28 protein-coding genes are annotated in these 23799 nt (G+C 74.1%); 18 read left to right on the top strand and 10 right to left on the bottom strand.

Translation table 11 applies throughout. The annotated features are described in order from the left end of the window. Positions 1-19 precede the first annotated feature (19 nt). Entirely contained in the window at positions 20-571 is a 552-nt protein-coding gene (locus BM051_RS16550; protein ID WP_243859579.1) for a GtrA family protein, read from the top strand. A 26-nt stretch (positions 572-597) separates the two neighbouring features. Further along, complete coding sequence (locus tag BM051_RS16555; protein WP_092531051.1) at positions 598-1119, top strand: GtrA family protein; 522 nt, start codon at positions 598-600, stop codon at positions 1117-1119. Positions 1120-1238: 119 nt separating this feature from the next. On the opposite strand, the gene BM051_RS16560 is transcribed toward BM051_RS16555, so the two are convergent. Together BM051_RS16560 and BM051_RS16565 are read right to left on the bottom strand one after the other, a co-directional pair. Beyond that, positions 1239-2522, bottom strand: a complete 1284-nt coding sequence (locus BM051_RS16560) for an ATP-binding protein (RefSeq protein WP_092531052.1) — start codon at positions 2520-2522, stop codon at positions 1239-1241. Positions 2523-2528: 6 nt separating this feature from the next. Further along, positions 2529-3221 carry a response regulator transcription factor gene (locus BM051_RS16565; protein WP_092531273.1) on the bottom strand — a complete coding sequence of 231 codons (693 nt, stop codon included), beginning with the start codon at positions 3219-3221 and terminating at the stop codon, positions 2529-2531. A 48-nt stretch (positions 3222-3269) separates the two neighbouring features. Here BM051_RS16565 and hisN point away from each other — a divergent pair, with 48 nt between their 5' ends. Genes hisN through BM051_RS16580 form a run of 3 tightly spaced genes read left to right on the top strand, consistent with a single transcriptional unit; the run spans position 3270 to position 4754 of the window. Continuing rightward, positions 3270-4091, top strand: a complete 822-nt coding sequence (gene hisN / locus BM051_RS16570) for a histidinol-phosphatase (protein WP_092531053.1) — start codon at positions 3270-3272, stop codon at positions 4089-4091. Next, complete coding sequence (locus BM051_RS16575) at positions 4088-4357, top strand: type II toxin-antitoxin system Phd/YefM family antitoxin (RefSeq protein ID WP_092531054.1); 270 nt, start codon at positions 4088-4090, stop codon at positions 4355-4357. Before hisN ends, BM051_RS16575 begins: the two co-directional genes overlap by 4 nt. Continuing rightward, positions 4350-4754: a type II toxin-antitoxin system VapC family toxin gene (locus tag BM051_RS16580; RefSeq protein WP_092531055.1), complete on the top strand. Its 405-nt coding sequence runs from the start codon at positions 4350-4352 to the stop codon at positions 4752-4754. The genes BM051_RS16575 and BM051_RS16580 overlap by 8 nt, the downstream gene beginning before the upstream one ends. Before the next feature lie 13 nt (positions 4755-4767). On the opposite strand, the gene BM051_RS16585 is transcribed toward BM051_RS16580, so the two are convergent. The 7 genes from BM051_RS16585 to BM051_RS16615 form a co-directional block, all read right to left on the bottom strand. Next, positions 4768-5040 carry a hypothetical protein gene (locus tag BM051_RS16585; RefSeq protein WP_092531056.1) on the bottom strand — a complete coding sequence of 91 codons (273 nt, stop codon included), beginning with the start codon at positions 5038-5040 and terminating at the stop codon, positions 4768-4770. Next, positions 5037-7493, bottom strand: coding sequence for a glycohydrolase toxin TNT-related protein (locus tag BM051_RS16590; protein WP_092531057.1), 2457 nt, complete (start codon positions 7491-7493; stop codon positions 5037-5039). The genes BM051_RS16585 and BM051_RS16590 overlap by 4 nt, the downstream gene beginning before the upstream one ends. Then, positions 7493-7816 carry a hypothetical protein gene (locus tag BM051_RS16595; protein WP_092531058.1) on the bottom strand — a complete coding sequence of 108 codons (324 nt, stop codon included), beginning with the start codon at positions 7814-7816 and terminating at the stop codon, positions 7493-7495. Before BM051_RS16595 ends, BM051_RS16590 begins: the two co-directional genes overlap by 1 nt. Further along, positions 7813-8256 (bottom strand): YbaB/EbfC family nucleoid-associated protein, encoded by a 444-nt coding sequence (locus BM051_RS16600; protein ID WP_092531059.1) that lies wholly within the window; start codon positions 8254-8256, stop codon positions 7813-7815. The genes BM051_RS16595 and BM051_RS16600 overlap by 4 nt, the downstream gene beginning before the upstream one ends. A gap of 120 nt (positions 8257-8376) precedes the next feature. Continuing rightward, a complete protein-coding gene (locus tag BM051_RS16605; protein WP_092531275.1) occupies positions 8377-9321 on the bottom strand; it encodes a hydroxymethylglutaryl-CoA lyase in 945 nt (314 codons plus the stop codon). 3 nt (positions 9322-9324) lie between these two features. Then, a complete protein-coding gene (locus BM051_RS16610) occupies positions 9325-9891 on the bottom strand; it encodes a PH domain-containing protein (RefSeq protein WP_092531060.1) in 567 nt (188 codons plus the stop codon). Positions 9892-9925: 34 nt separating this feature from the next. Continuing rightward, positions 9926-10768, bottom strand: coding sequence for a biotin--[acetyl-CoA-carboxylase] ligase (locus tag BM051_RS16615; protein WP_092531061.1), 843 nt, complete (start codon positions 10766-10768; stop codon positions 9926-9928). Between the two features lie 88 nt (positions 10769-10856). Here BM051_RS16615 and BM051_RS16620 point away from each other — a divergent pair, with 88 nt between their 5' ends. The 8 genes from BM051_RS16620 (at position 10857) to BM051_RS16655 (ending at position 17959) form a co-directional block, all read left to right on the top strand. Further along, entirely contained in the window at positions 10857-12494 is a 1638-nt protein-coding gene (locus BM051_RS16620; RefSeq protein WP_092531062.1) for an acyl-CoA carboxylase subunit beta, read from the top strand. Positions 12495-12511: 17 nt separating this feature from the next. After that, positions 12512-12733: an acyl-CoA carboxylase epsilon subunit gene (locus BM051_RS16625; RefSeq protein WP_092531063.1), complete on the top strand. Its 222-nt coding sequence runs from the start codon at positions 12512-12514 to the stop codon at positions 12731-12733. A gap of 293 nt (positions 12734-13026) precedes the next feature. Continuing rightward, positions 13027-13662, top strand: a complete 636-nt coding sequence (locus tag BM051_RS16630; RefSeq protein ID WP_092531064.1) for a Maf family protein — start codon at positions 13027-13029, stop codon at positions 13660-13662. 199 nt (positions 13663-13861) lie between these two features. Beyond that, positions 13862-15202 carry a dicarboxylate/amino acid:cation symporter gene (locus BM051_RS16635; RefSeq protein ID WP_092531065.1) on the top strand — a complete coding sequence of 447 codons (1341 nt, stop codon included), beginning with the start codon at positions 13862-13864 and terminating at the stop codon, positions 15200-15202. 115 nt (positions 15203-15317) lie between these two features. Next, positions 15318-15635, top strand: a complete 318-nt coding sequence (locus tag BM051_RS16640) for an SAV_915 family protein (protein WP_243859580.1) — start codon at positions 15318-15320, stop codon at positions 15633-15635. Beyond that, the gene (locus BM051_RS16645) at positions 15628-15918 is read left to right on the top strand and encodes a hypothetical protein (RefSeq protein ID WP_092531066.1); all 291 of its coding nucleotides are present in this window, start codon (positions 15628-15630) and stop codon (positions 15916-15918) included. Before BM051_RS16640 ends, BM051_RS16645 begins: the two co-directional genes overlap by 8 nt. 3 nt (positions 15919-15921) lie before the next feature. Further along, positions 15922-17121 carry a hypothetical protein gene (locus tag BM051_RS16650; protein WP_092531067.1) on the top strand — a complete coding sequence of 400 codons (1200 nt, stop codon included), beginning with the start codon at positions 15922-15924 and terminating at the stop codon, positions 17119-17121. A 58-nt stretch (positions 17122-17179) separates the two neighbouring features. Continuing rightward, a complete protein-coding gene (locus BM051_RS16655) occupies positions 17180-17959 on the top strand; it encodes a hypothetical protein (protein WP_134046191.1) in 780 nt (259 codons plus the stop codon). Between the two features lie 80 nt (positions 17960-18039). On the opposite strand, the gene BM051_RS16660 is transcribed toward BM051_RS16655, so the two are convergent. Continuing rightward, on the bottom strand, positions 18040-18753 hold the full coding sequence (locus tag BM051_RS16660) for a hypothetical protein (RefSeq protein WP_092531069.1): 714 nt from the start codon (positions 18751-18753) through the stop codon (positions 18040-18042). A gap of 58 nt (positions 18754-18811) precedes the next feature. On the opposite strand from BM051_RS16660, the gene BM051_RS16665 reads away from it, so the two are divergent. The 5 genes from BM051_RS16665 to BM051_RS16685 all read left to right on the top strand — a co-directional run bounded on the left by BM051_RS16665 (position 18812) and on the right by BM051_RS16685 (position 23778). Then, entirely contained in the window at positions 18812-19132 is a 321-nt protein-coding gene (locus tag BM051_RS16665; protein ID WP_092531070.1) for an SAV_915 family protein, read from the top strand. 127 nt (positions 19133-19259) lie between these two features. Further along, positions 19260-21062, top strand: a complete 1803-nt coding sequence (locus BM051_RS16670; protein ID WP_092531071.1) for an acetyl/propionyl/methylcrotonyl-CoA carboxylase subunit alpha — start codon at positions 19260-19262, stop codon at positions 21060-21062. A gap of 58 nt (positions 21063-21120) precedes the next feature. After that, positions 21121-21513 carry a DUF1707 SHOCT-like domain-containing protein gene (locus BM051_RS16675; protein ID WP_092531072.1) on the top strand — a complete coding sequence of 131 codons (393 nt, stop codon included), beginning with the start codon at positions 21121-21123 and terminating at the stop codon, positions 21511-21513. Between the two features lies 1 nt (position 21514). Continuing rightward, the gene (locus BM051_RS16680; RefSeq protein ID WP_092531073.1) at positions 21515-22048 is read left to right on the top strand and encodes a GNAT family N-acetyltransferase; all 534 of its coding nucleotides are present in this window, start codon (positions 21515-21517) and stop codon (positions 22046-22048) included. After that, positions 22045-23778: a class I adenylate-forming enzyme family protein gene (locus BM051_RS16685; protein ID WP_243859581.1), complete on the top strand. Its 1734-nt coding sequence runs from the start codon at positions 22045-22047 to the stop codon at positions 23776-23778. Before BM051_RS16680 ends, BM051_RS16685 begins: the two co-directional genes overlap by 4 nt. The last annotated feature ends 21 nt before the right edge of the window (positions 23779-23799 follow it).

Here is a 23799-nt window from a genome sequence, read left to right on the forward strand (position 1 = left end):
GGTCCCTAGACTGCGCCGGGTGCCACCGGACCACCCCGAGCCACACCGGCCGCCGAGCTGGGCGCGGGCCGCGCTGTTCCGGCACCGCCAGCTCCTGCGGTTCGCCGTGGTGGGCGGGATCTGCTTCGTCCTCACCAACGCGGTCAACTACGCGCTGAAGCTCACCGTGCTCACCGCCCACCCGGTGACCGCGCTCGGCGTCGCCGTGCTGGTGGCGACCATCGTGTCCTACGTGCTCAACCGGGAGTGGTCGTTCCACGACCGCGGTGGCCGGGAGCGGCACCACGAGGCGGCGCTGTTCTTCCTCATCAGCGGCGTCAGCCTGGGGCTCAACGCCGCGCCGCTGGCGGTCTCCCGGTACCTGCTCGGGCTGCGCACCCCGGCCGTCGACCTGCTCACCCAGGAGGTCGCCGACTTCGTCAGCGGGATCGTGATCGGCACGCTGGTCGCGATGGCGTTCCGCTGGTGGGCGCTGAAACGCTGGGTGTTCCCGCGGGCCGGGGTACGGGTCGTGCGCGGGGGCGGCGAGCGGCCCGCGCCGACCGGGAAGTCGCGGGACCGGGCCGCCTGAGCTGCCGCGCTACGTACACTGCGGTCGTGGCCGTTGTCGAGACCGTGCTGACCAGAGTGCCGGAACCGTTACGCTCGGTGCTGATCAGGCATCGCGAGATGCTGAAGTTCGGCATCGTCGGCGGCACGACGTTCGTGGTCGACAACGGGATCTGGTACCTGCTCAAGCTCACCGTGCTCGAGCCCAAGCCGACCACGGCGAAGGCCATCGCGATCATCGTCGCGACGATCGTGAACTACGTGCTCAACCGGGAGTGGTCCTTCCGCACCCGTGGTGGCCGGGAGAGCCACCACGAGGCCGCGCTGTTCTTCGCGTTCAGCGGGATCGCGATGGTGATCAACCTGATCCCGGTGTACGTGTCGCGCTACGTGCTCGACCTGGAGGTTCCGCACGTCTCCCGGCTGACGCAGGAGGTCGCCGACTTCGCCGCCGGCTCGGTGATCGGGATGCTGCTGGCGATGGCGTTCAAGTTCTGGGCGTTCAAGAAGTGGGTCTTCCCGGACGAGCTGGGTCACCGGCGGCGCCAGGTCGCCGAGCTCGTCGAGTAGAGCGTCGTCACCAGCTCGACGAGAGCCGCCGACCGGTGCTGGTCCACGCCCGCCGCGCCCAGCGCCCGCCCGCGCGCGGAGCTCGCACGTGGGGCCTGCGGGGGGCTCCCCCGCAAGACTCAGCGCGGGACGCGTTCGGCGGGCCAGCGGACGCCGGGGACGTCGTCGGGCCGGGGGACGCGCAGGAAGAGGCTGAACGTGGCCGGTCGGCGGTTGGACAGCTCGAGCCGACCGCCGTCGGCCTCGGCCAGCGCGCGGGCCAGCGCCAATCCGACACCGGTGGAGCCGCTGCCGGAGAAGCCCCGGTCGAAGATGTGCGGCGCCAGCTCGTCGGGCACCCCGGGGCCGCCGTCGCTCACCTCGACCACCACGGTGCCGTCCGCGTCGCCGCGCCGCGCGGACAGCGTGACGTTCCCGCCGCCGTGCCGCAGCGCGTTGTCCAGCAGCACCCCCACCACCTCGCGCAGCCGGCCCGGCGTCGCCCGTGCCATCAGCCCGTCCGACACCCGCAGCCGCAGGCCCCTGCCCTCCGCGCGGAGCATCTGCCGCCACTCCTCGGCGATCACCGGCAACACCGAGGCCAGGTCCACCGGCTCGGCCCCCACCTCGCTGGCCGCCCGCGCCGCGGCCAGCAGCTCGTCGAGCACCTCGGCCAGCCGGTCGGCCTGTTCCTGCGCGGAGCGGGCGTCGTCGACCACCTCGGGGTCGGGGTGCGTGGCCAGCGTCTCCAGCCGCAACTGCAGCGCGGTGAGCCTGCTGCGCAGCTGGTGCGACACGTCCCCGACGAGCTGGCGCTCCCGCTGCACCAGCTGTGCCAGCGCGGTGGCGGAGGCGTCCAGCGCCTCGGCCACCATGTCCAGCTCGGCCACGTCGTAGCGCTTGGCGTCGGGCCGGAAGTCGCCGCCGCCGAGCCGGGCCGCACGCCCCGCGACGTGCCGCAGCGGCCGGGCCAGCCGGCGGGCGGTGACCGACGCCACCAGCGTCCCGGTGCCCACCGACAGCACGACCAGCAGCACCACCACCAGCAGCATCTGGGTCTGCCGGGTGCGCAGCGGCCCCGCCGGGATGACCAGCTCCACCGTGCCGGCCTTGGCGATCGGCACCTCCTCGGACACCCGGTTCGGCCCGGGGTCGGCGCCGTAGCGCAGCGTGACGTCGCCGGCCTGGCGGACGAGCAGCAGCCCGTCCTCCGGCACGGCGACCCGCACGTCGTCGAGGTCGAGGGGCCTTCCGTTGGCCAGCTGGTCGTCCAGCGTCGCGGCGATCTGCTGCGCGCTGGCCGCCAGCTGCTCGCGGGTGATGTTCTCCACCAGCTGCCACGCGGTGATCCCCAGCGGGATCCCCAGCGCCACCGCCGTGACCGCGACGGCGAGCAGGATCGCCAGCAGGATGCGTCGGCGCACGGGCCGTCAGTCCACGTTGAACCGGAAGCCGACGCCGCGCACGGTGGCGATCCGCCGCTCGTCGCCGGGCCGCACCGGCCTGGTCGGGTCCGGCTCGGCGGCGACCGCGAGCTTGCGGCGCAGCCAGGACATGTGCATGTCGAGCGTCTTGGAGGTCTTGGACTCCAGGTCGTTCCACACCTCGGCGAGGATCTCGTCTCGGCTCACCACCTGCCCCGCCCGGCTCATCAGCACCCGCAGCAGCTCGAACTCCTTGTTGGCCAGCTGCACCTCGCGGCCGTCCACGGTCACCAGCCGCGCGGCCAGGTCCATCCGGACGCCGCCGGCGTCGAGCACCTCCGGGGCCCTGCGGCGCAGCAGCGCGCGGATCCGGGCGAGCAGCTCGGCCAGCCGGAACGGCTTGGCGACGTAGTCGTCGGCGCCGGCGTCGAGGCCGACGACGAAGTCCACCTCGTCGGTGCGCGCGGTCAGCATCAGCACCGGCAGCTCGGTGCCGGCCGCGCGCAGCCGCCGGCACACCTCGAGACCGTCCATTCCGGGCAGCCCGAGGTCGAGCACCAGCAGATCGACCCCGCCGGTGCCGGTGCGCTCCAGCACCGTGGGCCCCTCGGTGACCACCTCGACGCAGTACCCCTCCCGCTGCAGTGCCCGGGAGAGCGGATCGGCGATGGCCGGGTCGTCCTCGGCAAGTAACACCACGCTCACCTCACCAACTCTACGGCCGCGCGGCGTGCGACGATCCTGGTCGTGTCCCACGATCCGAGCGACCTGACCCTGGCCCTGCGGCTGGCCGACGCCGCCGACGAGATCACCACGACCCGGTTCCGGGCGCGGGACCTGAGCGTGCGCAGCAAGCCCGACCGGACCCCGGTGACCGACGCCGACACCGCGGTCGAGGACGCGGTGCGCGCGGTGCTGGCGGTGGAGCGACCCGGTGACACCGTGGCCGGCGAGGAGCGCGGCGGGACGGCCTCCGGCACCGGACGGACGTGGGTGCTCGACCCCATCGACGGCACGAAGAACTTCCTCCGCGGATTACCCGTCTGGGCTAGCTTGCTCGCGTTAGTGGTGGGCGGCACGCCGGTGATCGGGGTGGTCAGCGCGCCGGCGCTGGGCCGGCGCTGGTGGGCCGCGGCGGGCGGTGGGGCGTGGGTGCGTGACGCGGCCGGGGAACGCCGGCTCGCGGTGTCCGGGGTGGCCCGGCTGGCCGACGCCTACCTGTCCACCACGCACCTGGGCTCGTGGGTCGAGTACCACTCGCGGGAGGCGTACCTGGCGCTGGTGGACGCGTGCTGGGAGAACCGCGCGTTCGGCGACTTCTGGCAGCACTGCCTGGTCGCCGAGGGGGCGATCGACGTGGCGGCCGAGGCGATCGTGAACCCGTGGGACGTCGCGGCCGCGCAGGTGCTGGTCACCGAGGCCGGCGGGCGGTTCACCGACCTGGCGGGCAAGCCCCGCTTCGACGGCGGCTCGGCACTGTCCACCAACGGCCACCTCCACGCCGAGGCACTGGCCCTGCTGAACACTCGTAGCACGACGGGCTACGGGGGGCTACAATCGTCTTCGTGAACACGATCTCGCAGCGTGAGCTGCGGAACAATTCCGCGGCGGTGATGGACGCCGTGGAGGCCGGGGAGAGCTACGTCATCACCCGGAACGGGGTCGAGGTAGCGGAACTGCGTCCCGTCCGCCGTCACCGGAAGGTGACCGCCGAGGAGTTGGTGGCGCAGCACCGTCGGCTGCCGCGCGTGGACTACGCGCAGATGAGGCGTGAGGCGGACGAGATATTCGGCGAGGACCGAGTCGGCGACGAAACCGACCTGTTCCGTGGCTGATCAGGACAAGCACGGTGTGCTCGACACGAGCGTCTTCATCGACCTGGCCTTTCTCGATCCCACGGCCCTGCCTGTCTTCCCCGAGATCACCACGGTCACGCTGGCCGAGCTGCACCAGGGTGTCGCCATGGCTCGGGACTCCCATACCAAAGCGGCTCGCATCGAGCAGCTCGGTGCGGCGATCGCCAGCTTCGACGCATTGCCGTTCGACAAACCCGCCGCGGCCCGTTACGGGACGCTCGTCGCACTCACGATCGAGGCCAAGCGTGATCCACGCCCGCGCCGAATGGACTTGATGATTGCGGCGGTGGCCTCCTGCCACGATCTGCCGCTCTACACGCGCAACCCCACCGATTTCCGCGGACTGGACTCAGCGGTCCGGGTGGTGGCGGTGTGAGAGGCATCCGTGGTCAGGGCAGCACGCCGACGGCGCCGCGGGCGACCTGGGCCCAGGTGAGTCGGCCGAACAGGTAGTGGCAGGCCACCTGCTCGTTGCTGAACCGCGCCCAGTCGTAGCGGTTGCCCTGCTCGCGCCAGAACACCTCCCAGGCCACGCCGCACTCGGCGTCGGGCTCCTCGATACGCAGCAGGCACCACGTGTTGTCCGCCTCCGTACCGATCGAGACCACCTCCGGCGGCACCCCGACCGCCGCGAGCCAGCGTTCGATCGACTCGATGTTCATGCGTCCTCCTGGAACGTGATGTCGGCCAGGTATCCCAGGGTCACCAGCTCCGCCGCCGAGTAGACCGCGCGCAACCGGGTACCGCCGCCGGGCTGGCCGAACCACCCCGCCGACACGCTCCGCCACACCGGCAGCTCGCGCAGCACCCGGTAGCGGCGGTACCCGGCCGACAGGTGGGTCGGCGGCAGCGATCGCTCGGCGAACGGCGTGCCGCTTGGCGCGAACACCCGGCCCGCCGCCGTGCCGAACCGGTCGATCACGGTGCCCTCCGGCAACGACACCGGGTCGCCCGGCGCGCACCCGCCTTCCGGGTACCGCTCCCCCGGTGGCCAGGCGTGCTCCGGAGCGCCGCGGTCGGTGTGCACCAGGTACCGACGGTCCCACTCGCGGCGGACGAGCCCGCCGAGCGGGTCGTGGCCGACGGTGAGCGCGGCCGGCGGGCGGGGCAGCACCCCGGCCGGTGGCGGGGCCGGGTAGCGTCGGCCCTCGCGGATCCGGTCGAGCACGGGGCCGGGGTCGATCGCCGCGGAATCGGGGTGGTCGTGCGGCGGGAACCGCAGCCCGGCCGCGAAGTCGGCCTCCGGCGGCGGCAGCGGGAGCTGCCGGGCCGGGCGGTGGCGGGCCACCGGCAGGTGCCCGATCGGGAACATGTGCACCAGGAACAACGCCACGACGCTGTCCCGCTCCTGGCGCGGGGTGCCCACCGGCACCGGCAGCGGCCGTGCCTCGCCCCGGTCCGGCCCCGGCCGCGGTTCCGGCTGGCCCGGTGGTACCGGTCGTTCCGGCTGGCCGGCGGAATGCTGGCCCGGTACCCGGGAGGTGGCCGGCGGCACGCCGGGCCCGGAGGCGGGCGGCGCGGCACCGACCGTGTGGTCGGGAGGCGCGACTCCGGTCCCCCCGTGGCGGGCGGGCGGCACCGCGCCGGCGGCCGACCGACCGGGGGACGGTGGAACCCCCGTGACCGGCGGGCTCCCGCCCGTGCGGGGCCGGACCGGCTGAGCGGCGCCGGCCCCTGGCTGGCGGGTGAACGGAACCGCGCTCGCGGCGGGCGGAGCCGCACCCGGCGCGAGAGGGGCGGGCCGATTCCCGAAGGGATGGCCGCCCGATCCCAGCAATGGGCCGGCCGGCATCGGGTGGGCCACTGGCGCCGGTGCCGGCGCCCCACGCGCGTCGGGGCCGGCGGGTGCCCACGCGCCGCCCTGCGGACCGGCCGGCGCGGCGCCGGGCGGGAGCGGGCCGGCGTTCGGCACCGCCGCGAACGAGCCCCCGGTGAACCCGGCGGCCACGGTGTGCTCGGGAGCCCGCGGCAGTCCCGCGGGCGGGGTCGGCGCGTCCGAGTACGCCGGACCGGCCACGTCGGCGCGCGGCCACTGGCGGGGCAACACGATCGGCCCGGTGCCCTCGTCAACCGTCGGCGCCGCCGGGCCGGGCGGATGCTCCGGCCGCGCGCCGGGGGACGCGTCGCCACCCTCGCTGACCCCGGCCGGTGTGCCCGCCCCCACCAGCCCCGATCCGCCGTCACCGGACTCGACCCGACCACCTCCCGGCACCACGTCACCGACCTCGCCGGGCGCACCACCCGCCGGCGGCCCCCAACCGCCGGCGCCCGCGCCCACCGCGTCCGGCACGCCCCCGGCCGCCCCCGCGACCACGCCACCAACCCCACGCACCACCCGACCCACGTCCGACCCGCCGTCACCGGACTCGACCTCGCCGGTCAGGCCACCCGCCGCGTCCACCAGTGCCCTCGGCACGGTCCCGACCGGCCCCAGGTCGCGGAGCGGGCCGGCCGAATCACCCGCGGGCGCTGAGTCACCACCCGACCCGGTCAGCGCCAGCGCCGAGTCGAGGACGGCCGGTGGCAGGCCGGTCACCGCCGCGAGCAGACCGCCCTGCCCGTCCGTCGTCCGGGCCCCCGGCGCGGACACCGCCACGTCGGCCAGCGCGGCCACCGGCGACCCGCCCCCCGGTCCGACCGCCGCGGCGAGCCCACCGGACAGCGCGGCCAGGTTCGCCGCGGCGCCGCGCAGCACGGTGTCCACCCCGAGCAGCGCCGCCGGGTGACCGGCCGCGGCCGCCGCCCGCGCCGCCGCCACGTTCTCCGCCGCCGCCACCAGCCGGCGCACCATCTCGACCTTCGCCGCGCCCACCTGCTCGGCGGCCGCCGCCAACCGGGCGGCGGCGGCGTCGGCGGCGCGGGCCAGGTCGGCCACCGCGCCCCGGTCGGGGTCGGCCAGCTCCGCCCAGCGCGTCCTGGCCGCCTCGCCCGCCGGTCCGGACATCGCGTCGAGCACCCCGACCCGGTCGGCGTCCTCGGCGAGGACCTCCAGCCGGCGCCGCGCCTCCCGCCACGCCTCGGCCTGCGCCCGCATCGCGTCCTCGTCCGCTCGCGGCCAGCGGAGCCCCACCGCCGCCGCGATCTCGGCCAGCTCGGCCGGCAGCTCGACGCCCATCAGCCGAGCCCCGCGCCGGCGTCGGTCACGTCACGCTCCGCGGCGTCCTCCCCGGCCGCGTACGCCGCGGCGGCGCCGGCGAGCCGGGCACCGAAGTCGGCGAACCGGCCGCCGAGCCCCGCCAGCCCGGCCAGCGCGTCCTCGGCGGGACCGGCGTGCGCCGCGGCGAAGCCCTGGCCCACCGCGTCGTCGCCCCACACCGGGCCGGCCGCCAGCGCCTCCCGCAGCTCGGCGGCGATGGCACCGGCGCGCTCGGCGAGGGCGGCGACCTCCTCGGCGCGGGCGGCCACCCGGGCGGGGTCGGCCGCGAAGCCGCCGCTCATCGCGCCTCCTCCAACCAGCTCTGGTCCTCGAGGCTCTCGTCGTCGTCCGCGGCGGCCGCGGCGGCCGCGGCGCCCATGGCCGTGACCTCGGTCGCGGCGAGGTCGCCGGTGCCCAGCAGGAGCGCCTGCGGATCGGTGCCGTCGGGCAGCGCGGGCGCCAGGACATCGGCCGCGCCACGCAGCGCCCGCACGGTGGCCGCGGCGCTGACCCGCACGATCTCCCTGGCCAACTCGGCCGGCCGGTACCGCTGGTAGGCCTCGTCGGCGATGACCAGCCCGGTCAGGACGCCCCGGGCATTCACCGTGGCGGTGACCAGCCCTTCGGCGCTGCTGGCCGACTCGGTGACCGCCGCCAGCTCCCGCTGCGCCTCGGCCAGCTGGTCCCGGCTGCGCCGGTAGCCGGCGAGCAGCTCCGCCACCTGTGCGCTGTGCTCGGTCACGGCGCCCTCCCCGATCCGACACGTCCGCGGGTGTGCGCGATACCGCGCACCAGCTCCGACGTGCCGGACGGCCGCGCGGTTCCGGCCGACGCGCAACCGTTGCCGGATCGGGTGAGCCGCTCAACCGGTCAGCGCGCGCACCACCCGCGACGGGCTGGGCCTTCCCAGCCGCTCGGCCATCCACGCGCTGGTGGCCACCAGCGCGTCCAGGTCGACGCCGTGCTCGATGCCGAGGCCGTCGAGCAACCACACGAGGTCCTCGGTCGCCAGGTTCCCGGTGGCCGACTCGGCGTAGGGGCAGCCGCCGAGCCCACCGGCCGAGGAATCCACAGTGGACACACCGCGGCGGAGCGCGGCGAGGGTGTTGGCCAGCGCTTGACCGTAGGTGTCGTGGAAGTGCACGGCCAGCACGCTCGGGTCCACCCCGGCGTCGGCGAACGCCCGCAGCAGCGCCTCGACGTGGCCGGCGGTGGCGACGCCGATGGTGTCGCCGAGGGAGAGCTGCCCGCAGCCGAGGTCGAGCAGCCGCCGCCCGGCCCGCACCACCTGCTCGACCGGCACCGGGCCCTCCCACGGGTCGCCGAAGCACATCGACAGGTAGCCGCGCACCGCGAGCCCCTCCGCGGTGGCCCTGGTCACCACCGGCGTGAACATGTCGAACTGCGCGTCCAACCCGCTGTTCAGGTTGCGCCGGGCGAACGCCTCGGTCGCGCTGGCGAACACCGCGACGTCGCGCACCCCGGCGGCGAGCGCGCGGCCGAGTCCCTTCTGGTTGGGCACCAGCACCGGGTAGCGCACGCCGTCCCGGCGGGTCAGCCCGGCCAGCAGCCGCTCGGCGTCGGCCAGCTGCGGCACCCACTTCGGGTGCACGAAGCTGGTGGCCTCCAGCACGGACAGCCCGGCGGCCGCCAACCGGTCGAGGAACTCCAGCTTGACCTCCACCGGCACGGTCGTCGCCTCGTTCTGCAACCCGTCGCGCGGCCCGACCTCCCAGATCGTGACCCGCTCCGGAAGGCCGTCGGCCGAGGGCACCCGCATGGGCAGGCCCAGCTTCCGTGTGGCCACCACTCACCTCCTGCCGCGCGACCGGGGCCCGGCCGGGTCGGAGTCGAACCCGGCGTCACCCTGCCGGCCGTAGTCGTCGTAGGGGTTGTCGTTGACCTCGCGGTAGATGTAGGTGTGCACCTTCTCCACGCTCGGGATGTCGTCGAACCGCAACGCCTGCTCCGAGGCCGACTCGATGATGAGCGTTCCGCAGCCGAAGATCCGGTCGACGAGACCGTGCTCGAACTGGACGCTGTTGATCCGGGTCATCGGGATGTCGATGCCGGTGCGCTTCACCACGCCCTCACGGGCGATCACCCGGTCGGAGGTGACGATGAAGTGCGTGGTGCGCCAGCGCACGAACGGCGCCAGCACCAGCCAGGCGACCAGCAGCAGCGCCACGGCACCGAGCGCGACCAGCGACACGAGGTCCCACGGCGGGGTGAGGTCACGGGCCAACAGCGCGAGCCAGCCGCCCCCGGCGAGCACCACCAGCAGCACGACGACCGGCCAGAACAGCATCTTGGTGTGCGGGTGCTTGTGCACCACGACGTACTCGCCCTCACTGAGCAGGTCGTCCGGATAGGCCACCTCAACGCTCCCCGTGCCGTGCGGTGCTGGTGGGCTAACCGTACTCGCGATCGGGCGCCCGCAGGTGGATGACGTCGCCGGCCAGCACGGTGCGGCGCACCCCCTCGACCGACTCCAGCACCAGTTGCCCCGAGGCATCGACGTCGACCGCCGTGCCCAGCTGGGCCGCGCCGTCGGCGAGCACCACCTTCACCTGCTGGCCCAGGGTCGCGCACCGGGCGCGGTAGTCGGCGAGCTGCCCGGCGGCGGCCAGGTCACCGCGGGCGTCCCGCCAGCTCCGCTCCCGGTCGGCCAGCGCGGCCAGCAGCAGCGCGGCCACCTCCGTGCGGTCCACGCTCCGCGCGCCCGCCTCGACCAGCGAGGTCGCCGGCAGCCCGCCCGGCCCCGGCGGCACGTCCGTGCCCAGCGGCTGCACGTTCAGCCCGATGCCGAGCACCACGGCCGTCTCATCGCTCGCCACCGACTCGGCCAGCACGCCCGCGCACTTGCCGCGGTCCGGCCCGGCGAGCACGTCGTTGGGCCACTTCAGCACCGCGTCGACATCGAGCGCGGCGGTCACGTCGGTGATCGCCAGTCCGGCCACCACGGCCAGCGACCCCAGGTCGGCGAACGCGACACCGGCCGGGCGCAGCAGCACGCTGCAGTACACCCCGCTGCCCCGCGGCGACACCCAGCCGCGGCCACGCCGCCCGGCGCCGGACGTCTGCTCCTCGGCGAGGAGCACCGTGTAGTCGGCCGCGCCGGCGACCGCCGCCGCGCGCAGGTCGGCGTTGGTCGAGCCGGTGCTCGGCACCACGTCGATCGCCGCGTAGGGGCCGGCCGGGGCGAGCAGCTCGGTGCGCAGCGCCGACGCGTCGACGCGCTTGCGAACGGTCATGTGGTGAGCCTAGGACGCGGGGTGACGGTGACGATGCGGCCTACGCCACAACCCCGAAATCGGCGAACAGTCGTTAGGCTGCCGTTTCATGAGTGCGACGGAGCCGATCGGGACGCCGCCCGACGCAGAGCCGGACATCCACACGACGGCCGGCAAGCTCGCCGACCTCTACCGGCGGTACGACGAGGCCGTGCACGCCGGCTCGGCGCGCGCGGTGGAGCGGCAGCACGCCAAGGGCAAGAAGACCGCGCGGGAACGCATCGACCTGCTGCTCGACCCCGGCTCGTTCGTCGAGCTGGACGAGCTGGCCCGGCACCGCTCGACCAACTTCGGCCAGGACCGCAACCGGCCGTATGGTGACGGCGTGGTCACCGGCTACGGCACGGTCGACGGCCGGCCGGTGTGCGTGTTCAGCCAGGACGTGACGGTGTTCGGCGGCTCGCTGGGCGAGGTGTACGGCGAGAAGATCGTCAAGGTGATGGACCTGGCGATCAAGACCGGCCGGCCGATCATCGGGATCAACGAGGGCGGTGGCGCGCGCATCCAGGAGGGCGTGGTCTCGCTCGGCCTCTACGGGGAGATCTTCCGCCGCAACACCCACGCCTCCGGGGTCGTCCCGCAGATCTCGCTGATCATGGGCGCCAACGCCGGCGGGCACGTGTACTCCCCGGCGCTCACCGACTTCGTGGTGATGGTCGACAAGACCTCGCACATGTTCATCACCGGACCGGACGTGATCAAGACGGTGACCGGCGAGGAGGTCACCTTCGAGGAGCTCGGCGGCGGCAGGACGCACAACACCAAGTCCGGCAACGCGCACTACCTCGCCTCCGACGAGGAGGACGCGATCTCCTACGTCAAGGAGCTGCTGTCCTTCCTTCCGGCCAACAACCTGTCCGACCCGCCGGTGTTCCCGGCCGTGGAGCCCAGCGGGCAGTCCGTCGCCGACGGCGTCACCGACACCGACCGCGAGCTGGACACGCTGATCCCGGACTCGCCGAACCAGCCCTACGACATGCACGAGGTGATCACCCGGGTCCTGGACGAGGGCGAGTTCCTCGAGGTGCACGAGCTGTTCGCGCCGAACGTGATCGTCGGGTTCGGCAGGGTGGACGGGCACAGCGTCGGCGTGGTGGCCAACCAGCCGACGCAGTTCGCCGGCTGCCTCGACATCGACGCCTCCGAGAAGGCCGCCCGGTTCGTGCGCACCTGCGACGCGTTCAACGTGCCGGTGCTGACCTTCGTCGACGTGCCCGGCTTCCTGCCCGGCACCGACCAGGAGTGGAACGGCATCATCCGGCGCGGCGCGAAGCTGATCTACGCCTACGCCGAGGCGACCGTGCCGCTGGTCACCGTGATCACCCGCAAGGCCTACGGCGGCGCGTACGACGTGATGGGGTCCAAGCACCTGGGCGCGGACGTGAACATCGCCTGGCCCACCGCGCAGATCGCGGTGATGGGCGCGCAGGGCGCGGCGAACATCGTGCACCGCAGGACGCTGGCCGCCGCGGCGGAGAGCGGCGAGGACGTCGAGGAGCTGAGGGCGCGGCTGATCCAGGAGTACGAGGACACGCTGTGCAACCCGTACGTCGCGGCCGAGCGCGGCTACGTCGACTCGGTGATCCCGCCGGCGCACACCCGCGGCTACGTGGCCAGCGCACTGCGGCTGCTGCGGGAGAAGCGGGAGACCCTTCCACCGAAGAAGCACGGCAACATCCCGCTGTGAGCGCTGGTGAGGTCGCGATGAGTGACGAGCAGGTTCGCCCGCTGCTGCGGGTGGTACGGGGCGCCCCGGAGGAGACCGAGCTGGCGGCGTTGACCGCGGTGGTGGCCGCCGCGGCGTCGGCCGTCCCCGAGCCCGCGGCACCGGTGGCCCGCTCCCGGTGGGCGGACCGCGCGGCACTGGTGCGCGCGCCGCTGCACCCGGGCCCCGCCGCGTGGCGCGCGTCCGCCGACCCCAGGTAGCCACTCGCCACGGAACCGCCACCACCCCACGCCACCGTGTCCGCGGTTCCCGTCCGCGTGTCCGCGGTTCCCGTCCGCGTGTCCGCGGTTCCCGTCCGCGTGTCCGCGGTTCCCGTCCGCGTGTCCGCGGTTCCCGTCCGCGTGTCCGCGGTTCCTGTCCGCGTGTCCGCGGTGCGCGTCGCCGTGTTGGCCGTTCCCGCCGGCCGCCGTGGTGACGACCCGGCTCGTGTCGGGCGGCTCCGCCGGCGCTCCCGTCACCGGGGCGGCCGAGCGCACCGGTTACGCTGCGCGCCGTGCGTCTCGTGCTGGCCTCCGCCTCCCCCGCCCGGCTCGCCGTGCTGCGCGCGGCCGGGGTCGAGCCCAGCGTCGTGGTGTCCGGAGTGGACGAGGACGCCGTCGCCGCCGGGCTGCCCGACCCCACGCCCGAGGAGCTGGTGACCGCGCTGGCGAGGGCGAAGGCCGAGGCGGTGGCCGACACGCTGACCGGTGGCCACACCGACACCGTCGTGGTGGGCTGCGACTCGATGCTCTCCATCGGCGGCGAGGTCGTCGGCAAGCCCGGCACCGCCGAGGTCGCCCGCCACCGCTGGGCGGCGATGGCCGGGCGGACCGGGGAGTTGCTCACCGGGCACGCCGTGCTCCGCCTTCCCGCCGACGGCGGGCCGCGGGCGGTGGCCAGCGGCACCCAGGTCACCACCGTGCGGTTCGGCACGCCCGAGCCGCACGAGCTGGACGCCTACCTCGCCACCGGGGAGCCGCTGGCGGTGGCCGGCGCGTTCACCCTGGACGGCCGGGGCGGCTGGTTCGTGGAGGGGGTCGACGGCGACCCGTCCAGCGTGATCGGGATCAGCCTGCCGCTGACCCGGCGGCTGCTGGCCGAGGTCGGGGTGTCCGTGGTGCACCTCTGGCAGCCTCCCACCGCTCCCTGACCCAGCTCGCCATCAGCGCCATGAAGGCCACCTCCATGGCGCTGGACGCGATGAAGGTGGCCTTCATGGCATTCCCACATGGTGGGAGCCGCTGAGAGTTGGTTCACGGCGGGAAGGGCACGCGGAAGGGTTGCCGGGCGCGGGGCGTTGTCCTCGTTCGGCGCACATCGGCAACACCTGGGACACCGCGGAGCTGACCTTGTCATTCGTACGCACCTACACCCGGCCGAAGGTCTTCGGTCTCATCGTGGTCGCGAGCCTCGTCGTCGGTGCCCTGCTGGGCTTCCTGGCCCGGCGGGCCGGGCTGGACTGGCTGGCGACCGCCCTCGAGACGATCGGCGGAGTGTTCACCGACCTGCTGCAGGTGACGGTGCTGCCGCTGATCTTCACCGCGATCATCCTCGGCATCACCAGCCTGCGGCGGCTGGGCGGCGCGCGCACCGCGGCACGGCTCGGCGGCAAGACGGTGCTGTGGTTCGCGACGACGTCGCTGATCGCCGTGCTGATCGGGATCGCCGTCGGCCGGGTGGTCAACCCGGGTGCGGGAATCTCGTTGCAGCCCGACCCGGCCGCCGTCGACCGGTTGGCCGAGCGGGAGCAGGGCTCGTGGCTGTCGCTGCTGAACGGGTTGGTGCCGGACAACCTGTTCGCCGCGTTCGCCGAGGGCGAGATCCTGCAGGTGGTGTTCGTCGCGCTGGCGGTCGGGATGGCCTGCTACGCGCTCGGCGAGCGGGCGGAGCCGTTCGTGCGGGTGAACCAGGCGGTGTTCGACATCGTGCAGAAGGCGTTGAGCTGGATCATCCGGCTGGCGCCGCTCGGCGTGCTCGGCCTGATCGGCAACGCGTTCGCCAACTACGGCGGTGACTTCGTGCGGCCGCTGCTGTCGCTGACCGCGGCGGTGTACGTCGGCACCCTGCTGGTGCTGTTCGGGGTGTACCCGCTGCTGCTGCGGTTCGTCGGCAAGGTCAGCCCGGCGAGGTTCTTCGGCAAGGCGTGGACGGCGATCCAGTTCGCGTTCGTGTCCCGGTCCTCCGGCGCGACGCTGCCGCTGAGCCGGCAGACCGCGGTGAACCTCGGGGTGGACCCCGGCTACGCGAGCTTCGCGGTGCCGCTGGGCACGACGACCAAGATGGACGGTTGCGCGGCGGTGTACCCCGCGGTGGCGACGATCTTCATCACGAACCTGTTCGGGATCCAGCTCGGCCTGGTGGACTACCTGCTGATCGTCGTGGTGGCCGTGTTCGGCGCGATCGCGACCGCCGGCGTGACCGGATGGTTCACCATGCTCACGCTGACGCTGAGCACGCTCGGCCTTCCGCCCCAGGTGATCGCCACCGGGATCGCCGTGGTGTACGGCATCGACCCCATCCTGGACATGATCCGCACGGCGACCAACGTCACGGGGCAGATCGCGATCCCCACGTGGGTCGCCCGCACCGAGGGCCTGCTCGACGACGAGGTGCTGAACACCCCGAGCGCCCCACCGCTGCTCGACGACGCCGGCACCACCCACCGACCAGCCGCCACCGCCAGCGCCTGACCCGACCCCGCCGGCCGCGGAACGCCCCGCGGCCGGCGGCGATTGCAGCGGAACCGGCCCGGCGCGACACTCGTCCCAGTCCTGCGACTCGCTCGCGACTGCAGGGGGTGGAACCTTGTCCGAGAACGCCACGACGCGCGAACCCACGCCGATCCCACCGGACTTCCCTCCCGTCGTCTACCTGCCCTGCGCCACACCCGCCGCCGATCCGGCTGAGGCCGTGGTGGAGATGCGCAGGACCAGGGACGGCAGGATGGCGCTGCTGGCCTACTCCGCACTCGACCGGCTGAAGTACTGCTGCGGGGAGCAGCAGCCCTGGATGGTGGTGCCGACTCCGATGCTGGACCAGATCCAGCGGGCCCGGCCCTTCGAGCTGTTGCTGCTGGACGTCGTCATCCCGGCCGAGCACCGGCACGGAGCGCACGATGCCTGACGGGGGATTCCGCGCGGAGCCGGGTGTGCTGGACGGCATCGCCAGCACCCTGCGCACCGCCGCCGGTCGCCTCGACGAAGTCGGGAACAGCACGCCGCCGACGCCCGACGCGGGGGACGCCAGCGCCGCGGTGGCGGTCATCCTGGCCAAGCTGACCGACAGCGCCGGGCAGTTGGTGATCGGAACGGCCGCCGCGGGCGATGCAGTCGCCGACGGCGGGGCGACATACGCCGAGACCGACGCGTCGGCGAACGAGGCGGTCCGGTCGGCGGGAGGGCGGTGAGCGATGCCGATCGACACCAGGATCGAGGGTGACCCCGGCAGCGTGACCGCGGCAGCGACATGGGTACGGGACTCGCTCGGAAGCCGGGTCACCGACACCGCCAGCCAGATCTACCAGGCACGCAACAGCGCGGACGCCGGCTGGCACGGTCCCGCCGCGCATGCGTTCCGTGACCGGATGACGCAGGGGGCCCGCGTCACCGACGAGTTCGCGGCGACGGCCCGGTCGATGGCGCAGAAGTTCGACGACCTCGGCGCCGACCTGCGGCGCGTCCAGTCCGACATGGCGCGCATCCGCAGGGAGGCCGCGGCCGCGGGACTGACCGTGGCCGGCGACGTGATCAACGAACCGGGCCCGGCACCCGCGGACCCGGGACCGGCGCCGACCGGCGAAGCGGCGACCTCGGACGCGGTCCGGGCACATAGTGAGGCCGTCCAGGCGCAGCAGGCCCACCAGGCGAAGGTCGCGGCCTACGAGAAGGCCCGTACCGAGGCCGAGGCCACCCGGCGGACGTGGCAGGGCAGCGTCGAGACGATCGCCGCAGAGGCGAACAGCGTCGGTCCCAAGGCGTGGCTCACCGTCTCCGATGTCGCGGGCAACACGATCGCGGCCGCGGCGGGCGCCAAGTACGGCTCGTTCCTCCTCGAAGGCGCCCGGATCTACGCCGATGACGCCGCGCAGGCACTGCGCCATGTCCGCGCGTACGGCGAGGTAGTGCTGGATCACAAGGGCTTCTACGCCAACCTGGACCGCGCCCAGGCCAGCACCCGCGCCGCCAGCGCCCTTGCCGACGACGCCACTTCAGCCCAGCAGCGGGCGAAGCTCGGTGGCCTCAAGCTCGGCGGCGCACTGGCCGTCGGGGGCATCGTGTACGACGTCGCCCACGGAAAACCCGTCGACCAGGCCATCGTCTCCGGTGGCGTGGGTTTCGGCGCGTCGGTGGTCGCCGGCGCGGGCGTCGGCACGCTCATCGGCGGGCCGGTGGGTACGGCGGTGGGCGCCCTCGTGGGAGCCGGGGTCGGCGTGTTCACCTCCGGTATGGTCGATTCCCTGTACGAGAACGGTATAGGCGCGGTTGGACAGGCCATCGAGGATGGGGCGAAGGCGTTGGTCGACACCGGCGAGGTCGTGGTCGACGGCATCGGCGACGCGGCGGGCGCCGTTGCCGGGGGCGTGAAGGACGTGTGGGATGCGGTTTTCTGATCATCTTTCCCGCCCGCCTGAATGGCCCGGCCGTCCCGAGCCCCGGCATGTGCTGGCCATGTCCGTCACCGTCGTGGTCCTGGTGGTGGCACCACTCGTGCTCGCCGGCTTCTTCGCCACGCGGGGCCAGCCGGTGGTGGCGAGGTACTGCCTTGCCGTCGCGCTGGTGGGGCTTCTCGCGACCTGGCTCGGATACGAGACCCGCATCCGGCGTTTCCACGATGCCGACGCGGTCACCAGCTCGCGGCTCGACGACGGTTCCCGGCAGTTGGAGATCCCTTATTCCAGGAACATCTATCTCGGTTATGCCGCACTGATGGGCACCATCGCCCTCGTCTTCCTGGTCGCGACGGTCGACGCGGCCTGGAGCGGGGACGGTGAGCGGGCCCGTGGGGCCTACCTGTGGGCCCCACTGGCGCTGGTCTTCGGCTCCCTGCCCGTGCTGATGGCCACCGGTCGGTTCGCTCGTGGTCACCTGCGCCTGTCGCCGGACGGTGTCCACCAGCGGGGCTGGACGTTCGAGTCGTTCCTGCCGTGGTCGGGCATCGTGGGCGCGTGGCCACGGTACGCCGACGGCCCGGTCGTCGTGCTCGTGGGCGACCCCGACACGCCGTGGCAGCGCCGCAGCTTCACCAGACTGTGGCGGCAGGACCGGCTCCCGGACGTCAAGGATCGCGGACGAACGGTGCCGACCATCGTCATCCCCGGCAAGTTCCTCGCCGTCGACCCCGTGCTGGTGTACCACCTGCTCGGCTACTACCTCGAGCGTCCCGCCGCCCGCGTGGAGCTCGGCACGGAGGCCGCCGTGCGACGGGCGCGCGCCGCCGCGTTCGAATGAATCAGCGTCGGGTGAGTCAGCGTTCGGGTGAGTCAGCGTTCAGGTGAGTCAGCGTTCGGGTGAGTCAGCGTTCGGGTGAGTCAGCGGCAGTCGCGAAGGTCGGAGCGGCGAACCTCGACCTCGGGCCAGCCACGCAGGCCGCTCGGCGCGGTGTGCCGGCGGGTGCAGCCGACCTCCGTGCCGCCGAGGTCGAACACCTGCGCCACCACCGGCGCCACCCGGCACCGGGCCGGCGCCGCGTCCGGGGCGCAGTCGTGCCGGACCACCACCACCTCGGCCACCCCGTCACCGGTGACGTCGTCCAGCGAGAGGTACCCCGCGTCGGAGAAGTACAGCCGCTCCGCGGCGCGCCACGTGCCCTCCCCGGTGCCGGCCGATACCAGCACCTCCCCCACGGCGCCGCCGTCCACCGCGCCGCGCACCAGGCACACCGGCCGGGCGCCCTCGGCACACCGCAGCGAGTCGCCGGTCAGCCGCGCCCCCATCGTGGTCACCATCGTCTCCACCACGAGCCCCCGCGCCTGCCCGCCGAACCGCACGCGGCCCGACCCGCCGTCGGAGTCCGCCAACAACGCCACCACGGTGCCGGCCACCTCCGTCGACGCCAGGACCTGGCACGACTCGGGTGGGCAGCGGGCATCGACCGCCCTGGTCGGCGCGCCATCGGGCGGCCGGGCGTCGTTCGGCTGGGCGCCCGGCCGCAGCACGACGGCTCCCCCCAGCGCACCGGCGGTCACCAGCGCCGCCACGACGGCGGTGACCAGAACCGACCGGGGCACCCGCGTCCGGCCCACGGCCGTCAGGGTATGTCACCCGACCGGGTAACGCAGTGCCACGGACTATGTTGGCGTCGTGACCGAGACGCCGAAGTTCACCGTCCCGCCCGGGTTCCCGCCCGCGGTGTACGTCCCCTGCGGTCAGTACCCCGCCGGCGACGGCGGCAGCACCACGGCCGTCGAGCTGCGCCGCACCGACGAGGGCAAGCTCGCCCTGCTCACCTACTCGGCGATGGACCGCCTGGTCCGCTGCTGCGGCCCGCACCAGCCGTGGGTCCTCGTCTCCACCGAGGAGCTGCACCACGTCTACGACGCCCAACCGTTCGACGTGATCATGCTCGACACCGAGCTGCCCGAGGAGCTGCGCCACCGCCCGGTGCCGTCCACCTCGGCGTGAGCGGGCTTCCGCCAACCTGCGCACTCGGCTCGGGGTGAGCCGGCTCTCATCACATACCTACTCCTCGGTCCGTAAACTGCTCCGAGGCCCCCGGCGGGTTCCGCAGCTCGAGGACGAGGAGGCAGGCGTGCCCGAAGCAGCCAACGCGACGCAGAGCGGACCGGTGACCAAGGTGCTCGTCGCCAACCGAGGTGAGATCGCGGTCCGGGTGATCAGGGCCGCCAAGGACGCCTGGCTGGGCAGCGTCGCGGTATACGCCGACCCGGACCGGGACGCGCCGCACGTCACGCTCGCCGACGAGGCGTTCGCCCTCGGCGGCACCACCGCCGCGGAGAGCTACCTCGTCTTCGACAAGCTGCTCGACGTGGCCCGCCGCGCCGGCGCCGACGCCGTACACCCCGGCTACGGCTTCCTCTCCGAGAACGCCGACTTCGCCCAGGCCGTCATCGACGCGGGTCTCACCTGGATCGGGCCGAGCCCGCAGGCCATCCGGGACCTCGGCGACAAGGTGACCGCCCGGCACATCGCCACGAAGGCCGGCGCCCCGCTCGTCCCCGGCACCAAGGACCCGGTGGACTCGCCCGAGGAGATCGTCGCGTTCGCCGAGGAGCACGGGCTGCCGGTCGCGATCAAGGCGGCGTTCGGCGGCGGCGGCCGCGGCCTGAAGGTGGCCCGCACCCTCGAGGAGATCCCCGAGCTGTTCGAGTCGGCCACCCGCGAGGCGGTGGCGGCGTTCGGCCGCGGCGAGTGCTTCGTGGAGCGCTACCTGGACAAGCCCCGGCACGTCGAGGCCCAGGTGCTCGCCGACATGCACGGCACGGTGGTGGTGGTCGGCACCCGCGACTGCTCCCTGCAGCGCCGGCACCAGAAGCTGGTGGAGGAGGCCCCCGCGCCGTTCCTCACCGACGAGCAGCGGCACACCATCCACTCCTCGGCCAAGGCCATCTGCCGCGAGGCCGGCTACCACGGCGCCGGCACCGTCGAGTACCTCGTCGGGCTGGACGGCACGATCTCCTTCCTCGAGGTGAACACCCGGCTGCAGGTGGAGCACCCGGTGTCGGAGGAGACCACCGGCATCGACCTCGTCCGCGAGCAGTTCCGCATCGCCGAGGGCGGCCGGCTGCCGTTCACCGAGGATCCCACGCCGCGCGGCCACTCCATCGAGTTCCGGATCAACGGCGAGGACGCCGGCCGCAACTTCCTGCCCGCCCCCGGCACGGTGACCCGGCTGATCATGCCGGAGGGCCCCGGCGTGCGGGTCGACTCCGGGGTGCACGCCGGCAGCGTCGTGGGCGGCCAGTTCGACTCGATGCTGGCCAAGCTGATCGTCACCGGCGCCGACCGCAACCAGGCGCTGGAGCGCAGCCGCCGCGCACTGGACGAGATGGTCGTCGAGGGCCTCGCGACCGTGGTGCCGTTCCACCGGGTGATCGTGCGCGATCCCGCGTTCGTCGGCGACGAGAACGGCTTCTCGGTGCACACCCGCTGGATCGAGACGGAGTTCGACAACCAGATCGAGCCGTTCACCGACATCGCCGAGCCGGCCGAGGAGGAGCCCCGGCAGAACGTGGTGGTCGAGGTGGGCGGCCGGCGGCTGGAGGTCTCGCTGCCGGGTGACTTCTCGCTCGCCTCCGCCGGGAGCCAGGGCAACGCCGGCGCCGCGACCAAGGCCCGGCCGCGCAAGCGCGGTGGCGGCGGCAAGGCCGCGGCCAGCGGCGACGCGGTGACCGCGCCCATGCAGGGCACGATCGTCAAGGTCGGTGTCGAGGAGGGCCAGCGGGTCGAGGCCGGCGAGCTGGTCGTGGTGCTCGAGGCGATGAAGATGGAGAACCCCGTCACCGCGCCCAAGTCCGGCACGGTCACCGGCCTGAACGTCGAGGTCGGCGCCGCGGTGAGCCAGGGCGCCGTGCTCCTGGAGATCAAGGACTGAGTCGACGACCCCGGCGAGCGGCGGCACCGCGACGCGGGGAGCGCCTAGGATCGACGGTGTGCGCGCGGACCAACCGAACCTCCGGCTCAGCGATGCCGAGCGCCAGGAGGCACTGGACGCGCTGTCCGAGCACGTCCGCTCCGGGCGGCTGGACCTCGTCGAGTTCGAGGATCGCTCCGGACGGGTGGCGACCGCCCGCCGCCGGCACGAGCTGGTCGGCGTGTTCGTCGACCTGCCCGAGCCGCGGCCGGCGTTCCTGGTCGAGCACCCGGTGGTCGCTCGGCCGGCGCGGGAGGCGGGTGGCCGGGTGCCGTCCGGCGTCGCGCTGGTCGCCGGGGCCGCGGGGGTGATGGTGCTGTCGCTGCTGCTGCGCAACCCGTTGCTCGTGATGTTCGCGCTGGTTGGCCTGGCGGTGGCGGTGCTGTGGCTGTTCGGCGGGCGGCGGCGCTGAGATGGAACCGGTGGAGATCAACGCGGGCACCTGCTACCTGCGCCAGCTGCGCGCCGACGACCGGCTCGACGACCGGGCGGCGCTCGTCGAGGCGTTCGCCGACCCGTGGCACCGCCGGTACATCCCGGACTACCAGGTGAACGACCTCGGCCAGGCCGGCGAGTACGTGGCGCTGCGCGCCCGCCAGTGGGCGCGGGACGAGCGCTGCTCCTGGGCGATCGCCGAACCCACCACCGGGGGGCTGCTCGGCGAGGTGGTGCTGAAGAACCTCGACCTGCCCGGCGCCACCGCGGAGGCCGGCGTGTGGGTGCACCCGGTCGCCAGGGGCCGGGGTGTCGCCACCATCGCGGTGGGCGCGGCGCTGCGGTTCGGCTTCGGCGCGCTCGGCCTGCGCACGGTGACCTACCAGCACGCCGAGAGCAACAAGGCCTCGGCCGCCGTGGCCCGCCGCTGCGGGTTCCGGCTGCTGCGCGCCGAGGACATCAACACCGGCGAGCGGGAGCTGATCTGGTCCCGCGGCCCGGGCGAGGCATGACCCGCGAGTTCGACGCTCGGGAGGGTGAGTTCCACGTTCGGGACGGTGCCCGCGCCGGTTCGGATCAGCCCGCCGGCCCGGTGGTCCCGGCCCGCGCCTCCGGGGCAGCCGACCGGTCCGCGTCCGCGGTCGGGGTGGCCGAGCCGGCCAGCGTGTTCCTCACCCGGATGCTCGACGCGCTGGCCGCCGCGGGCGACCGGGTGGCGTTCGTGCACCGCGGACTGCGGATCCGCTACCGCGCCGCCGACCGGCTGCTGCGCCGACTGCACGCCGCGCTCACCACGGCCGGGGTGCGGGCCGGTGAGACGGTCGCCCTGGTCGGCGGCAACCGGCCGGAGACCGTGCTCGCCCAGCTCGCCGCGCAGTGCCTCGGCGCCACGGTGCTGCTGGTGGGCGCGTCGACCACCCGCCCGGACCGGCCGGCGGCCGTCGCCGCGGGCGGGGCCACCACACTGGTGCTCGACCCGGAGTGCGTACCGGACCCGGCGGACCTGGTCGAGCTGGTCCGCGCCGCCCGGCCCGCCAGGGTCCTCTCCCTCGGCCCGCTGCCGGGCGCGCGGAACCTGCTGGCGACCGGCGCCCCCACCCCGCACCCGCCGCACGTCTCCGGCGACAGCACCGACTCCGCCGCACCGGCCACCGCCAGCCCGCGGGACACCCGCGGCACCACCGGCTCCACCACACCCACGGTGCCGCGCGCCCTGCCGGGCACCGTGCGCACGCTGTTCACCTCCGGCGGCACCACCGGCGCGCCGAAGCTCGTCGCGCACAGCGGCATCTACGCCGGGATGGCACACATCTTCCGGCCCGACCCCGCCGGCCCCGGCCGGGTGCTGGTGGTCGCGCCGGTGTCCCACCTGACCGGCAACGCCGCCGTGCTCGGCGCGCTGCTGCGCGGCGACACCGTGGTGCTGCACGACGAATTCGACCCCGCCGCGGCGCTCGCCGCGATCGCCGCCGAGCGGGTCACCGCGCTGTCGCTGACCCCGCCCCGGCTGGCCGCCCTGCTCGACCACCCCGCGCTCGCCGGCACCGACCTGTCCGGCCTGCGGTCACTGTCGCTGGGGGCCAGCCCGCTGCCGGAGCGGCGGCTGCGCCAGGCGCTGGCGGTGTTCGGGCCGGTCGTCGGCCAGGGGTACGGGCTCACCGAGGCGCCGATGGTCGCCAGCATCACCGCCGCCGAGCTGCTCGACCACCCCCGGCGGCTGGGCTCGGTGGGCCGGATCGTGCCCGGGATGGAGGCGCGGATCGACGGGGCCCGAGCACCCGGCGACGTGGGTGAGGTGCTGGTCCGCGGGCTGGCGCTGATGGAGGGCTACGCCGGTCGGCCGGACCTCACCGCCGCCGCGTTCACCGGCGGCTGGCTGCGCACCGGCGACCTCGGCCGCTTCGACGCCGACGGCTACCTCTACCTGCTCGACCGCGCCGACGACGTGATCGTCACCGGCGAGCACGGCAGCAAGGTGTACCCGGCGGTGGTGGAGGACACGCTGGCCGACCACCCCGGCGTGCGGCAGGCCGCCGTGGTCGGCGCTCCCGGCCCCGAGGGCGCGCTGGTGCACGCCGTCGTGGTGCCCACCGAGCCCGACCCGCCGCCCGTCGAGGACCTGCGTGCGCACGTCCTGGCCCGGCTCGGCCAGGAGCACCTGGTCCCCGCCACCGTCACGTTCACCGACCGGCTGCCGCTCACCCCGGTCGGCAAGATCGACCGCAGAGCCCTCCGCCCCTGACCGCGAGAGCAACGTTCGCGA

The sequence above is a fragment of the Amycolatopsis arida genome (assembly GCF_900115565.1).
GTDB lineage: Bacteria > Actinomycetota > Actinomycetes > Mycobacteriales > Pseudonocardiaceae > Yuhushiella > Yuhushiella arida.

Bases quoted from the DNA above. Each gene is read 5' to 3' on its own strand.
- BM051_RS16585 (WP_092531056.1), bottom strand. From the start codon at position 5,040: ATGAACATCGAGTCGATCGAACGCTGGCTCGCGGCGGTCGGGGTGCCG.
- BM051_RS16590 (WP_092531057.1), bottom strand. From the start codon at position 7,493: ATGGGCGTCGAGCTGCCGGCCGAGCTGGCCGAGATCGCGGCGGCGGTG.
- BM051_RS16595 (WP_092531058.1), bottom strand. From the start codon at position 7,816: ATGAGCGGCGGCTTCGCGGCCGACCCCGCCCGGGTGGCCGCCCGCGCC.
- BM051_RS16615 (WP_092531061.1), bottom strand. From the start codon at position 10,768: ATGACCGTTCGCAAGCGCGTCGACGCGTCGGCGCTGCGCACCGAGCTG.
- BM051_RS16620 (WP_092531062.1), top strand. From the start codon at position 10,857: ATGAGTGCGACGGAGCCGATCGGGACGCCGCCCGACGCAGAGCCGGAC.
- BM051_RS16625 (WP_092531063.1), top strand. From the start codon at position 12,512: ATGAGTGACGAGCAGGTTCGCCCGCTGCTGCGGGTGGTACGGGGCGCC.
- BM051_RS16645 (WP_092531066.1), top strand. From the start codon at position 15,628: ATGCCTGACGGGGGATTCCGCGCGGAGCCGGGTGTGCTGGACGGCATC.
- BM051_RS16650 (WP_092531067.1), top strand. From the start codon at position 15,922: ATGCCGATCGACACCAGGATCGAGGGTGACCCCGGCAGCGTGACCGCG.
- BM051_RS16655 (WP_134046191.1), top strand. From the start codon at position 17,180: ATGTCCGTCACCGTCGTGGTCCTGGTGGTGGCACCACTCGTGCTCGCC.
- BM051_RS16680 (WP_092531073.1), top strand. From the start codon at position 21,515: ATGGAACCGGTGGAGATCAACGCGGGCACCTGCTACCTGCGCCAGCTG.
- BM051_RS16685 (WP_243859581.1), top strand. From the start codon at position 22,045: ATGACCCGCGAGTTCGACGCTCGGGAGGGTGAGTTCCACGTTCGGGAC.